This window comes from Rhizobium sp. L43, assembly GCF_002531725.1.
In the GTDB taxonomy this organism is placed as follows: Bacteria; Pseudomonadota; Alphaproteobacteria; order Rhizobiales; family Rhizobiaceae; genus Rhizobium.
Window position 1 is genome coordinate 91,901 of sequence record NZ_NWSQ01000001.1, and the last position, 13,087, is coordinate 104,987.

The 13,087-nt window shown below is 61.5% G+C and carries 14 protein-coding genes; 6 read left to right on the plus strand and 8 right to left on the minus strand.

Annotated features, from left to right (window positions below; translation table 11 throughout):
• Positions 1-126: 126 nt before the first annotated feature.
• Positions 127-702: a hypothetical protein gene (locus CO667_RS00455; RefSeq protein WP_097616411.1), complete on the plus strand. Its 576-nt coding sequence runs from the start codon at positions 127-129 to the stop codon at positions 700-702.
• A 54-nt stretch (positions 703-756) separates the two neighbouring features.
• On the opposite strand, the gene CO667_RS00460 is transcribed toward CO667_RS00455, so the two are convergent.
• On the minus strand, positions 757-1,572 hold the full coding sequence (locus CO667_RS00460) for an endonuclease/exonuclease/phosphatase family protein (protein ID WP_097616875.1): 816 nt from the start codon (positions 1,570-1,572) through the stop codon (positions 757-759).
• 93 nt (positions 1,573-1,665) lie between these two features.
• Complete coding sequence (locus CO667_RS00465) at positions 1,666-3,129, minus strand: phosphatidylserine/phosphatidylglycerophosphate/cardiolipin synthase family protein (protein ID WP_097616876.1); 1,464 nt, start codon at positions 3,127-3,129, stop codon at positions 1,666-1,668.
• A 163-nt stretch (positions 3,130-3,292) separates the two neighbouring features.
• On the opposite strand from CO667_RS00465, the gene CO667_RS00470 reads away from it, so the two are divergent.
• From CO667_RS00470 to CO667_RS00490, 5 genes are all read left to right on the plus strand, one after another.
• Positions 3,293-3,952 carry a UdgX family uracil-DNA binding protein gene (locus CO667_RS00470; RefSeq protein WP_097616412.1) on the plus strand — a complete coding sequence of 220 codons (660 nt, stop codon included), beginning with the start codon at positions 3,293-3,295 and terminating at the stop codon, positions 3,950-3,952.
• A gap of 122 nt (positions 3,953-4,074) precedes the next feature.
• Positions 4,075-4,329, plus strand: a complete 255-nt coding sequence (locus tag CO667_RS00475) for a DUF2934 domain-containing protein (RefSeq protein ID WP_097616413.1) — start codon at positions 4,075-4,077, stop codon at positions 4,327-4,329.
• 300 nt (positions 4,330-4,629) lie between these two features.
• Positions 4,630-4,809, plus strand: a complete 180-nt coding sequence (locus CO667_RS00480) for a hypothetical protein (RefSeq protein WP_097616414.1) — start codon at positions 4,630-4,632, stop codon at positions 4,807-4,809.
• Positions 4,810-4,995: 186 nt separating this feature from the next.
• Entirely contained in the window at positions 4,996-5,286 is a 291-nt protein-coding gene (locus tag CO667_RS00485; RefSeq protein WP_097616415.1) for a DUF3175 domain-containing protein, read from the plus strand.
• Between the two features lie 6 nt (positions 5,287-5,292).
• Positions 5,293-6,018, plus strand: a complete 726-nt coding sequence (locus tag CO667_RS00490) for a glutathione S-transferase (RefSeq protein WP_097616416.1) — start codon at positions 5,293-5,295, stop codon at positions 6,016-6,018.
• Between the two features lie 2 nt (positions 6,019-6,020).
• Here the strand turns inward: CO667_RS00490 and ligD are convergent, their stop codons facing one another.
• The 6 genes from ligD to CO667_RS00520 all read right to left on the minus strand — a co-directional run bounded on the left by ligD (position 6,021) and on the right by CO667_RS00520 (position 13,028).
• Positions 6,021-6,899, minus strand: coding sequence for a non-homologous end-joining DNA ligase (gene ligD / locus CO667_RS00495; RefSeq protein WP_097616417.1), 879 nt, complete (start codon positions 6,897-6,899; stop codon positions 6,021-6,023).
• A complete protein-coding gene (locus tag CO667_RS00500; RefSeq protein WP_097616418.1) occupies positions 6,896-7,903 on the minus strand; it encodes a DNA topoisomerase IB in 1,008 nt (335 codons plus the stop codon). Before CO667_RS00500 ends, ligD begins: the two co-directional genes overlap by 4 nt.
• A gap of 8 nt (positions 7,904-7,911) precedes the next feature.
• Positions 7,912-10,068: a glycogen debranching protein GlgX gene (gene glgX, locus CO667_RS00505; RefSeq protein WP_097616419.1), complete on the minus strand. Its 2,157-nt coding sequence runs from the start codon at positions 10,066-10,068 to the stop codon at positions 7,912-7,914.
• A gap of 95 nt (positions 10,069-10,163) precedes the next feature.
• A complete protein-coding gene (locus tag CO667_RS00510) occupies positions 10,164-10,958 on the minus strand; it encodes an SDR family NAD(P)-dependent oxidoreductase (protein WP_097616877.1) in 795 nt (264 codons plus the stop codon).
• Between the two features lie 241 nt (positions 10,959-11,199).
• Positions 11,200-12,414 carry an MFS transporter gene (locus tag CO667_RS00515; protein ID WP_097616420.1) on the minus strand — a complete coding sequence of 405 codons (1,215 nt, stop codon included), beginning with the start codon at positions 12,412-12,414 and terminating at the stop codon, positions 11,200-11,202.
• Between the two features lie 131 nt (positions 12,415-12,545).
• Entirely contained in the window at positions 12,546-13,028 is a 483-nt protein-coding gene (locus CO667_RS00520) for an N-acetyltransferase (protein ID WP_097616421.1), read from the minus strand.
• Positions 13,029-13,087: the final 59 nt, after the last annotated feature.

Sequence of the window (13,087 nt, forward strand, 5' to 3'; positions counted from 1 at the left end):
GGTTCTAAAATTTGCAGATGCTCGCGCTGATAGACGTTTGCGACCACGCAAGCGTCCATTGTGCCTTTGAGCATGCCATGAGATGTTCCAAGAAGAGAGATAGCCCCTGGGGACACGCAGTGAAACATGCGCGACTATGTGAAAAGTAAAGACTTTCACCGACATATGCGTTCGCTGCTGGCCTCGGGATTTCAGGAACTCGGCTGGGAATCGCAAACTGCGGGCAAGTGTAGCTTTGCCCGGGGCGGCAGGGTTTGCTGGCTGCAGGTATCCCAATCTTCGAACAGCATTATGGGCGCCAAATTTACGATCAACATGACTGAGGGCTCCGGCTCCGCCGGCGACACAAGAATACTTTTTCGCCTCAACGAGGCGGATCGAAAAGTTGGAAAAGCTCTGGAAGCAAGCATCATTGCGCGCCTCCCCAGGCCCGATCCCGACCCCCAGATCGAGGTCGTCGGAAACAACGGCCAACCTGTCTTGGTCAAGCTCGGCGATCTGGCTCGAGCAAATCCACGACAATGGGACGCTCCCTCCGACGTCTGGCTGCCTTATTTCGGCAAGAACGATCTTGACGATTGGGCTACGTTTCTCTTGCCCCGCCTTGAGCGGCTGACCGCAGCATCCTCACCGGAAAAGATCGATTCGCAATTGTGGGCCCAGCGGTTTCGCCGTCTCGCGCGTCTGTTCCGCTCGAAGTGAGAGGCACTCGGCGGCCGATCGAGCCGCTCCGACGACGTCTCTGTCGACGTCGTTTTAACCGCCCACCGGTTCCAGATCGACCAGCGCCTTGATCGGCAGATGGTCAGAGGCGACGCGGGCCAGCGGCGTATCATGCGCTTCCACCTCAGAGATGATCCCCTTGCGGTTGGCGATGATGCGGTCGAGCGCCAGAAGCGGCAGGCCGGCGGGAAAACTCGGCACGGCGGGCGGCAGCTCGCCGAAGGCGGATTGGAAGGTGTTGAGCGAGGAGCGGTCGCCGAGCCGCCATTCGTTGAGATCGCCGAGCAGGATGGTCGGCATTTCGTGCCGGTCGTTGATGAGTTCGACCAGGGTCCGGGCCTGCTGGGCTCTGTTATGGCGCAGCAGGCCGAAATGCGCGGCGATGATGCGCAGCACCCCGCCCTCTTCGAGCTCGATCTCGGCGACGAGGGCGCCGCGCGGCTCCAGCCCCGGCAGCTTGACCTGATGCACGTCGTGCACCAGCCCCTTCTTGAAGAGCACGACATTGCCGTGCCAGCCATGCGCCTTGGCCATGCCGGCAACCGGCACCGGGATCAGCCCCGTCTCCCGCTCCAGCCGGCCGAGATCGAGAAGGCCGGTGCGCTCGCCGAAGCGCGTATCGGCCTCCTGCAGCGCGATGACGTCGGCGCCGATTTCATGGATCACCCGGCTGGTCCGCTCCGGATCGAAGCGGCGGTCGGTGCCGACGCATTTGTGCACGTTATAGGAGGCAATCAGCGTTCCGGCACTGCGCGGCCTTGCCTCCGTATAGGCCGGGTCGAGCCGCTTTTTCCTGCTCCTGATCGAGGCGAGAATGCTGGCGGGAAGATTGTGTTTTCTGGCGTGCATCGGCAGGCGCACTTGTTCCATTGATCAAAAAGCTTCTCTCGGCAGTATAGTCGGCCAAGCCGAACTTGCCACGTCCGAGCGCAAATAATCCCTTCAGAGATAGGGTGACCCCAGCCATAACACCTTCTCGAGCAGCCGCACCGGGAAGGGTCGGGCCCTTAAGCCGTCCAGCGTCACCGGCGTTGCCGATTTCAGGGTTTCCTCGATATGCTCGTCGATCTCGCCGGCAAAGCCCTCGTTCAGCACTTCGAGATCGACCTCGAAATTCAGCCGCAGCGAGCGCGGGTCGAGATTGGAGGAGCCGACATAGGCCCAGGTGCCGTCGATCGTCAAAAGCTTCGAATGGCTGAAGCTGCCGGTCGAGCGCCAGATGCGGCAGTAATTCTTGAGGATCTGGTCGAATTGCGCCGTCATCGCCCGGTCGACCAACAGGAGGTTGTTGACCGCAGGCACGACGATATCGACTTCGACGCCGCGCCGCGCCGCCGTCACCAGGGCGCTGATCAGTTCGCGGTCCGGCAGGAAGTAGGGCGACATGATGCGGATCGATTGGCGCGCCACGGAAAAGGCGCCCATCAGCATCTTGTGGTTCGTCTCGACGCTGCGGTCCGGCCCGGAGGCGACGACGCGCATCAGGATGGGATCGCCGGGACTGCGCTGCGTCGGCTCGATGCGCCAGGCCTCGCCGTTCAACAGTTCCTGCGTGGAGAAGCGCCAGTCTTCGGCCGCAAGATCGAAGAGGTCGGCGACGACAGGGCCGGTGACGCTGAAATGCGTGTCGTGCGCAAAGCTCTCGCCCGTCGCCTCCTCGCTGAAGCCCGCCCTGATGTTCATTCCGCCGGTCAGCGCGATCTTCCCGTCAACGATCAGGATCTTGCGGTGGGTGCGCAGATTGGCATAGGGCAGCCGCAAACCCATGATGACGTTGCCGTTGAAGACGGCGACGGTGACGCCGCCCTCGCGGAGATTTCCGAGAATGCTCGGCACCGAATAACGCGCACCGACCGCGTCGATCAGCACCCGCACCTCGACACCGCGCCGGACCGCCGCAATCAGCGCATCGGCGATGCGAAGGCCGATGACGTCGCGGTCGAAGATATAGGTTTCGAGCAGGATGCTGCGCGCCGCCTCGTCGATGCTCGATTTCATCGCCGTATAGGCCTCGTCACCGGTCTCCAGCACATCGATCGAATTGCCTGAGGTCAGCGGATTGCGGGTCACTCGGTCGCCGAGCGTCTGCAGCGCCGCAAAGCGGCGGCCGAACTGGCTGATCACTGTCTCGGCCTCGGCATCGAATGTCTCCAGCTCATCGATTTCGGCCGCAGGCAGCAGCGCGTCGCGGCGAATGCTCAGCGATTTCCGGCGGATGCGGTTGATGCCGGCAATCGCATAGAGCACCGCACCGATGATCGGAGACAGGATGATGACACCGACCCAGCCGATCGCGGCGCGCACCTCCTCCTTGGTCATAGCGGCATGGATCGCCGCCGCGGCCCCCATGGCGATCGAAACGACAAAGAGGATATGCGGCCAATAGGTCGACAGGAGATAGAACATCGCTGGCAAATATAGCCGCGAAACGGCGGCGTTCAATTGCACTGCCGCTCTCTCATGGCGCGAAATTTTTCGCCGTGATCATTTCCCGCCCGCGTCAGCCGCTCCGCCGCCGGAACAATTCCCTATGCGATCGATTTGGTTCCGAGGAAATAAGGATCGCATCATGAACATCGCCGCAAGCGTCGGTCCCGCCCTCGCGCTTGAAGTCGCGGATGCCGAAAGCATCGCCGAACTCCGGCATCAGGCCGAAGGCTGCACCCGCTGTGACCTCTACAGGAATGCCACGCAGATCGTCTTCGGCGAAGGCCCCGGTAAAGTCGAGATCGTCCTCGTCGGCGAGCAGCCGGGCGACCAGGAAGATCTGAGCGGCAGGCCCTTCGTCGGCCCGGCCGGACGCCTGCTCGATCGCTGCCTTGATGAGGCCGGCCTCGATCGTCAGCGCTGCTACGTCACCAATGCCGTCAAGCACTTCAAATTCACGCCGCGCGGCAAGCGGCGGCTGCATTCGAAGCCAAATGCGGGCGAGATCAAGCGTTGCGCCTGGTGGCTTGGCGCCGAGCTCAATATCATCAAGCCGAAACTCGTCGTGGCGCTCGGTGCAAGCGCACTCTACGCGCTGCTCGGGCCGAAGGTGAAGCTGAAGCCGGAGCGCGGCCATATCCTCTATCCGGCAAACCGTCCGCCTGTCCTGGTCACCATCCACCCCTCCTATCTCTTGCGTATCCGCGACGAGGCGGAACAGCGCCGACAACGCCGGGATTTCGTCTCAGATCTGCACAAGGCGGTCGAGTTTCAGCCTCTGAAGGTCGATTCTCAACCCTGATATGCTGCAATGCGAAATATTTGCGGTTGTAGCGCGATTTCGCTTGAAAGAGCCCCGCTCCTCTGGAACCATCCCGGCAGTATCGCGTTCGAACGACGGCATCATGTGACTGGAGATCAGCGATGACAGAAACTCGGGACGAGTGGATCAAAAAACGTGCATACGCCCTCTGGGAAGAAGAGGGCTATCCGACAGGGCGAGAATCCATTCATTGGGAACAGGCACGACATGAGCGCGAGACGCTCGAAGGTTCTGCAGCCTCTTCCGACGGCAAGGAAATCAAGCCCAAGGCGAAGCGCAGCGTTGCCGGCAGCAAGACGAACGGCGTCGTTAAAGCGGCGCCGAAACGGACTGCGAGCCGCAAGACGGCGCCCTGAATACCGAAATACCGAGCAGGCCGATCAAACAAAGGGCGTCGTCGCGGCGCCCTTTGATGCTGTTTGTCATATGCCTGAATTAGTTGTGCTTTATGGAATTTCAAAGGTGGGCTTCCACGGGGGGTGAACAGAGGCCGGATGACGCAGCAAGCTTTGAGGCTTCTTAAAAAATTGAGCCCTCGCCCGATAACCGGGAACCACAACAGACAATGATTGTTTATGGCGAAACCGGGGAGGTTGCCATGAACGACGGCCATATCGTCGCAGCCAGCGTCAACCGCGATCGTGTGAGGGATGGAGATGTCGCTCCTCGTCATCGCCGCACTGCTCTATCTTGGTCTCGCGCTCGGCTTCATTCTTGTCGTCGACAATCTCGTCGGCCTGGTTTTCCGTGATCCCCGCGCTCCGGTGCAGCCGCCCTCCTTCGACATCGGCCGCGCCTTCGCTGCATCGCAAAACCCTATCGAAAATAGACCGTAGATGGCTTAAACTGTTGAATGTCCAGCAGTTAGGGATGTCGCGACCGCGCCCTCTCCCTCGCAGGCGATTGACCGTGGTCGGAACTTTTGAGCTCCGCACCGGTTCAATTCTTTTGCAAACCGACCCCAACGAAGGATCGACAGGCGGTGGCGTGCCGCCGGCCGCATCCAGCAAAGGATTTTCGACATGGCCAAATCGAAGAAGAAATGGTCGCAGGACGTCACCGAACACAGCGATGCGATGGACCTGAAGAAAGGTGCGTTCAAATCGGACGATCCGAAGAAGATTGCCCGCTCCGTCAAGCACTCCGCCGAGGAGAGCCATCGCCGCAAGTCGAGCCCCTTCCGCGCGGCCATGTCGATGCTCACCTTCTACATCAACCGCGCCGGCGACCAGCTGACGAAAAAGCGGCGCGGCACCCTTGAAAAGGCCAAGGACGAATTGCGAAAAGACTTCGGTCGTCAACCGAAGGATTGAGCAGCCATGGCATACGAGCTTTATTATTGGGACGGCATCCAGGGCCGCGGCGAATTCGTGCGGTTGGCGCTGGAAGAAGCCGGCGCCGACTATATCGATATCACCCGTGAACCCGGGCGCGGGACCGGGGCGATGTTCGAGATCATGGAGAGCAAAAGCGAAGCGCATATTCCCTTCGCTCCGCCCTTTCTGAAGGACGGCGACCTCATCATCCCGCATGTCGCCAACATCCTGTTTTATCTCGGCCCGAAGCTCCGCCTGGCGCCCGAGGAAGAAGGGCTTCGCCATGTCATCAACGGCCTGCAACTGACCGTCACCGATTTCATCGCCGAAGTGCACGACACACACCACCCGATCGACACGTCGCTCTATTACGAGGACCAGAAGCCGGAAGCAAAAGCCCGTTCCGCCGCCTTCATCCGCGAACGCATTCCGAAATTCCTGGGCTATTTCGAGCGTGTGCTGCGGCAGAACCCGAAAGGCCCGGGCCATCTGGTCGGCGAGGCGCTCACCTATGTCGACCTGTCGATCTTCCAGGTGGTCGAGGGCCTGACCTATGCTTTTCCGAAAGCCATGGCCAAGCGCAAGGCGGACTATCCCGGGCTGCTGGCCCTGCATGATGCGGTGGCGAAACGTCCGAATATCGCCCGCTATCTCGCCTCCCCTCGCCGCCTCGCCTTCAACGAGGAAGGGATTTTCCGGCATTACCCGGAGCTCGACAGCGCGGGGTGAGGTCATTCCAGCGGCACGGCCGCATCGAAGAAATTTCCCCACGGGTCCTGCGGTCGGACCTGCACTCGCTGCGGCACATTGCCGAGCGTGAAAGCGGCCGGGCCGCTGAGGTCGTGCAAATCTGACCAATCGAGCGGCATCGAAACCGGTGCCCCTGGTCGCGCCCGTGTCGAATAGGCTGCGACCGCCGTATTGCCGCGGCCGTTGCGGAGATAATCGATATAGATATGCCCACCGCGTTTGGCCTTGGTCGCCGTCGCCAGATATTTGTCCGGCGCGTCGGCCGACATGCTTTGCGCAAGCGAATGGGCGAAATCCTTTACCTCGGCCCAGCCGGCCTTCGGCGCAAGCGGCGTCACCAAATGCAGCCCCTTGCCGCCCGACGTCTTGACGAAGGCAGCCAGGCCACGGGCTTCCAGCCGCGCCTTCACGTCAAATGCGGCCGCGATCACCGCGCTCCAGGCGACGTCCTCGCCGGGATCGAGGTCCATGGTGATCATGTCAGGCCTTTCCCAATGATCGGTCGTCGTACCCCAGGGATGAATTTCAAGCGCGGCCGATTGCACCAGCGCCACAAGACCGTTGAAATCGGCGATGCGCAGCAGCTTTTCGCCCTCCGGATCCTCAGGGTCGGCGATCTCCTCGATATGCGGATTCATGCCCTTCCAGGCATGTTTCTGGAAAAACCGCTGGTGGCTTTTTATCCCGTCCGGCAGACGCAGCAGCGCCAAAGGCCGGTTGACGACATAAGGCGCCATGAACGGCCAGACCGCGGCGTAATAATCCGCAAGCGCCTGCTTGGTCACACCCTCATCCGGCCAGTAGAGCCGGTCGGGATGGGTCAGCGACACGTCAGATGCCGGCGAATGTCTGGGGCTCATTCTTCGATCTCGCGTGTGAGGAAATCAAGTAGCCTGTTTTCCTCGGCCCGCAAGCCCCGCAGCGGTTCGTTGTCACCCTCGATCAGCGGATGATCGTTGCCGGCGAGCGCTATGATCGCCGGATGGATATAGCTCGAGCGCGAGATTGCCGGTGTGTTGTGCAGTGCCTCGGCCGCGGCTTCCGACATCTGCTTGACCGTCGGCCGGCCACCGCCGACGATCGTCTCGCGCGCCACACCGAACGCCGCCAGCGAGCCGGCCCAGGTGCGGAAGGTCTTCGCCGAAATCGGAATGCCCGATATCTCGGCGAGATAAGCGTTCAACCGGCCGGAATCGATCGGCTTCAGCGCCCCGCTTTCATCCTTCCAGACGAAGAGCTGTCGGCCTGGCAGGTCGGCGATTTCCTCCAGAATCTTCTGCAGCCTGGGGTGCTTGAGACTGCGCTGGACGCGCTTGCCGCCCTTGGCGCGGAATTTCAGCTCTATCTGCCCGTCGACGATTTTCAGGTGGCGCTTCAGCAGCGTCGTTGCGCCATAGGTGCCGTTTTCCCTGACATAGGCCTGGTTGCCGACGCGCAAATGCGCCTCGTCGAGCAGCGTCGTCAAAGCGGCCAGCACGCCGTTGACATCCTCCGCGCCGGTGTCGAGATGGCGCAGCACGGTGCGGCGTATCTTCGGCAGCGCCCGGCCGAACTCGATCAGCTGATGGAATTTCCCGGCACTGCGGAAGGATTGCCACTCCTTGTGGTAGCGGTACTGCTTGCGCCCGCGCGCATCGAAGCCGGTCGCCTGCAGATGGCCGTTGTCGTAGAGGCAGATCCAGACATTCTCATAGGCCGGCGGCAGACCGAGCGCGCCGATGCGGGCCCGCTGCAATTCATCGACAAGCGTCCGGCCATCCGGCATCACATAGCTGAAGCCCTTGCCCTTCCTTCGCCTGCGGATGCCCGGTTCGGTATCGCTGACATAGATGAGACCAAGTTCGGTGATGGCTTCGGCATTCATGTTCTATGCTACTTGCTCCTGCGACCGAATTGGAACCAGCGGCGGCGCTCGGCTTTTGTCGCGTCCTTCGGCGGCTCGGTCTGTCCCTTCGGTGCAAAGACCGCCACGCTCTGGGCGTAGACGATGACCGGATTCTCTGGCTCATGTACCTCGAAACCCTGCGTTTCCGTCCCCGTGTCGAGAACCCTCGACCACTGTTTCAGCCCGTTCACGACAGGCAGGTGAACCTCGCAGTCGCCGCCGGCATTGAAGATGAGGAAGAGGTCATCCATGGTCTCGGTGTCCGGTGCATTCACGCTCCTCGAGACATAGACGCCCAGCACCTGCAATCCGTCGTCGTTCCAGGCCCCATCGTCCATGAAATTGCCGTCAGGCTTGTACCAGGCGATCTCGATGCGGCCGTCCTCGGCGGTCTCGCCTGTCAGAAACCGCTCCTGCCTGAGGACCGGATGAGCCTTGCGGAAGGCGACTGCCTGGCGGCAGAAATCAAGGAAGGGATCGTCGAGCCCCGCCCAATCCGTCCAGCCGATCACATTGTCCTGGCAATAGGCGTTGTTATTGCCGCCCTGACTATTGCCTACCTCATCGCCGGCAAGGATCATCGGAACTCCCTGGGAGAGCATCAGCGTCGCCATCATGTTGCGGCGCCGCCGTGCCCGAAGGCTGTTGATGTCCTCGTTGTCAGTCACTCCTTCGGCACCCATATTGTCCGAATGATTGTCCGAATGTCCGTCCCTGTTATCCTCGCCGTTCGCGTCATTGTGCTTGTCGTTGAAGGAAACCGTGTCCATCAGCGTGAAGCCGTCATGGGCCGACAGTAGATTGATCGATGATGTCGCGCCGCGATCCGAGTGGTTGAACTGTACCGCCGAGCCGGTGATGCGCTGCGAGATCTCCGACACCATGCCGTCGTCGCCCTTCCAAAAGCGGCGCACGTCGTCACGAAACTTGTCGTTCCACTCACGGAAGGGATGCGGAAAGCCGCCAACCTGATAGCCGCCATCGCCCACGTCCCAGGGCTCGGCGATCAGCTTGACACCGGCAAGGATCGGATCCTGGCGGATGGCGCCGAAGAACAGGCCCTGCCGGTCGAATTCCATATCCTGGCGACCGAGCGTGCTGGCAAGGTCGAAACGGAAGCCGTCGATATGCATGACGCCGACCCAATAGCGCAGGCTGTCGAGCACCATGCGCATCACCATGGGATTGGCGGCATTCAGCGTATTGCCGGTGCCGGTTGTATCGAAGGTGTGGCGAGGATCGTCGGGCGAGAGGGTATAATAGCTGGCATTGTCGAGCCCGCGGAAGGAGAGCGTCGGGCCTTTCTCGCTGCCTTCGGCAGTGTGATTATAGACGACATCCATGATGACTTCGATGCCGGCGGCATGGAACTTCTTCACCATGGTCTTGATCTCGGTGATCTTGTCGCCGGACATGTAGCGCGATTGCGGCGCGAAGAAGCCGAGCGTCTGGTAACCCCAGTAATTGCTGAGGTTGTTTTCCAGGAGATAACGATCGTCGAGGAAATACTGGATCGGCAAGAGCTCGATCGCCGAGATGCCGAGCTTGACGAGGTGATCGATGATCGGATCGCTGCACATGCCGAGAAAGGTGCCGCGCAGCCGGTCGGGCACCTTGGGATGAGTCATCGTCAGGCCGCGCACATGCGCCTCGTAGATGATCGTGTCGGGCCAGGGACGGCGGATTGCTTCTTCACCCGCCCAGTCGAAATCCGGATCCTGCACCACGCCCTTGACCATGAAGGGGGCGCTATCACGCTCGTCGAAGGAAAGATCGTCCTTGCCGATCTGGTATCCGAACAGCGCGTCGTCCCATTTCAGCTCGCCCGTCACCTGCTTGGCATAGGGGTCGAGCAAGAGCTTGTTCGGATTGAAGCGATGACCAGCTTTCGGATCGTATGGACCATGGGCGCGAAAGCCGTAGACCGTCCCGGGGGTGACGCCGGCGATATAGCCGGACCAGATATCGCCTTCACGCTTCGGCAGCGGCAACCGCGCGACCTCCTTCTTGCCGTCCGGCGAGAAGAGGCAGAGCTCAATCTGTTCTGCATGCGCTGAGAATACCGCGAAATGGGTGCCCGAACCCGTATATTCCGCCCCGAGCTCAGGCTTGAGGAAGTCGAGTTCTGAAAATGAATAGCTCATAATGCCCCGCTCGATAAAAAGACCATGCGGGAAACGTAACGGCGGCACGAAAGTTCCCTTGCTTTGCAAGGGAAGATCTCCGCGGGAGGCGGAAACTAAGGCATCAACTGTCCGCCGTTGACCTCGATAATCTGTCCAGTGATGTAACCCGACAGCGTCGGCGAGGCGAGGAAGAGATAGGCTCCGACGCAGTCCTCTGATGTGCCGACGAAGCCCATCGGGATCGATTTGCGCTGCAACTCCATTTGCTCGTCATTGGTATAGCGCTCGTGGAAGGGTGTCGCGATAACGCCCGGCGCCACCGCATTGACGCGAATCCTGTCGGCGACAAACTCCTTGGCATGGCCGCGCGTGATCGTCGAGACGAAACCCTTCGACGCCGCATAGAGGATCGCACCATTGCCGCCACCATTGCGGGCGGCAATCGAGGTGGTGTTGATGATGAAGCCGCCCTGCTTCTTCAGCCAGGGATGCGCCGCCCGCGTTGCCGCCAGCACCGAGCGGGCGTTGAGATCCATAACCGCGGCATAATGCGCGTCGGTATATTCCGAGGTCGGCTTGCGCCCCAGCATGCCGCCGGCATTGTTGATCAGCCCGTCGAGGTGGCCGAAGGTTTTCGCCGTCTCCTCGACGACACGCTCGGTCTCGCCTTCCCTCGACACGTCGCCCTGGATCAGATGCACGGCGCCGCCCGCCGCCCGGATCTCCTCGGCCAGCGTCTCTGCCGGTCCGCGGCTGGCATTGTAATGCACGCCGACCTTGGCGCCCTGGGCGGCAAAGGCGCGGGCGAGAGCCGCACCAATGCCGGTCGAGGCGCCGGTGATCAGCACGGCTTTGCCGGCGAGATCCGGCAGCTTGATGGATGCGAGCGATTGCGCAAGTTCGACCATGGCGACGAATGCCTCCCGAAAAACCAAGGACATAGGTGATGAAACCGATTGGGGAAGTCTATCAGCCGAATTCGATGACGGGCAATGCACGAAAGCGGGAGATTGCCTCTTCGGGGGAATGCCATGGCTGTCTGGTTCGTGCGGATGGCGGCCCCTCACCCTAACCTTACCAGGGTCGAGACCCGTGGCTCGACCCCGGTCGGTGGCGGCAGCCGGATGAAGGGGCTGCTCGCCGATCTCACTACGACGCCACACCGAAGACCGCCTCCTGCTCCCGGCGAGCAAGAGGCGGGAATGCCAGCGCGATCGCCGCAGCCCCCAGCCCGACCATTGCGGAGCCGATGAACAGCCAGGAATAATTGGCGAAGGTGTCGAATATCCAGCCGCCGACAAGCGGGCCGAAGGCCATGCCGAGGCTGGAGAGCATCGTTGCCGCGCCGAACACTGTGCCGATGATGCGCGGCCCGAAATATTCGCGCGCCAACACCGCATAGAGCGGCATCACACCGCCATAGGCGCTGCCGAAGACGATGGCGAGCGCATAGAATTCGCCGAGTTGGCTGACGAACAGATAGGTCGCAAGCGCTGCCGCCTGCACCAGCAGGCCGGCGACCAGCACCGGCTTCACCCCGATCCTGTCGGCAAGGCTGCCATAGAGCAGCCGGCCGCCGAGGCCCGCCAGCCCCTCGACGCTGTAAATGCTGACGGCGGCCATCGGCGCGACGCCGCAGATCGTCGCATAATTCACCATGTGGAAGATCGGCCCGGAATGCGCCGCGCAGCAGGCAAAGAAGGTTAGGCCAAGCACGATGAATTGCGGCGACCGGAAGACTTTTGATAGCTGCGGCCTGGCGCCATCGGCTGCGAATTCGGTTCCGGTTTCCGCGGCCTCGGGCGGCGGACGCCTGACCAGCAAGGCGGCCGGCACCAGCAGCAGCCACGCGCCGATACCGATCATCAGCATGGCCGGCCGCCATTCATAGGCCGAGATCAGCCAGCGCGCGAAGGGTGAGATCGTCATCGGCGCAACACCCATGCCGGCGGAGACGAGCGACACCGCAAGCCCGCGGTTCTCGTCGAACCAGGCGGTCGTTGCCGCAATCATCGGCGCGAAGAAGGTGCTGGCCGCCAGTCCGACGAGGATACCGTAGGTCAGCTGGAAATGCAGCAGCGTCTCGGCGCGGCTTGCCAGGACGAGCGCCAGGCCGAGCAGCACGGAGCCGATCAGCACGACGATGCGCGGGCCGAAGCGGTCGCTGGCCGCCCCCCAGAGGAAGCCGCCGAAACCCATGACGATGAAATTCAGCGTCATCGCGCTCGCAATGCCGACATGCGACCAGCCGGTCGCCGTTGCGATCGGCTCCTGGAAAATTGCCAGCGAGAACATTGCGCCGAGCGCAACACAGGTCATCAAGGCGCCCGCCGCGACGATGACCCAACGATAGGAAACACTCATGGCTTCAAACCTCCATGCCGACAGAGTGATCGCGACGCATGCGGCAAGCCTACCGCACTTTGCGCCTGCGATCCAAAGACGTTTGAACCACTGCGATTTCGACAGCGCGCTCACATCTTTTTTCGTCGCACTTAGAGTGTACGAAACATCACCAATGCATCGACATAGCCCTGCGTCGGGTGAAGAAACACGCCGGGGAGCCGGCCGACGATATCGAAGCCCAGCGATTGCCACAGCGCGACCGCGCGTTCATTGCTGCTGACCACGAAATTGAACTGCATCGCCCGAAAGCCCCTGGCGCGGGCATGCTCCAGAGAATGGTCATGCATCCGGCGGGCGACACCACGGCCGCTCGCGGCAGCATCGGTCATATAGCCGCAGTTGCAGACATGCCGACCGCCGCCGGCCTGATTGGCCTTGATGTAATAGGTGCCGAGGATGACGCCGTCCTCTTCGGCGACGAAGGTCTCGCGATCCGCTCCCATCCAATAGGCAAGCGCATCGCCTTCGGAGAGATCGCGATCGAGCGCATAGGTTTCGCCGGCGCGGATCGTCGGGCCGATGATCCTCCAGATGGCGCTTTGGTCGTTCTTGTCTGCAGGGCGGATCAGCATGCCCGATTTCTACAGAAGCCTGATATAGCGTGCAACGGGTAAGCGGCCTCCGGCAAACG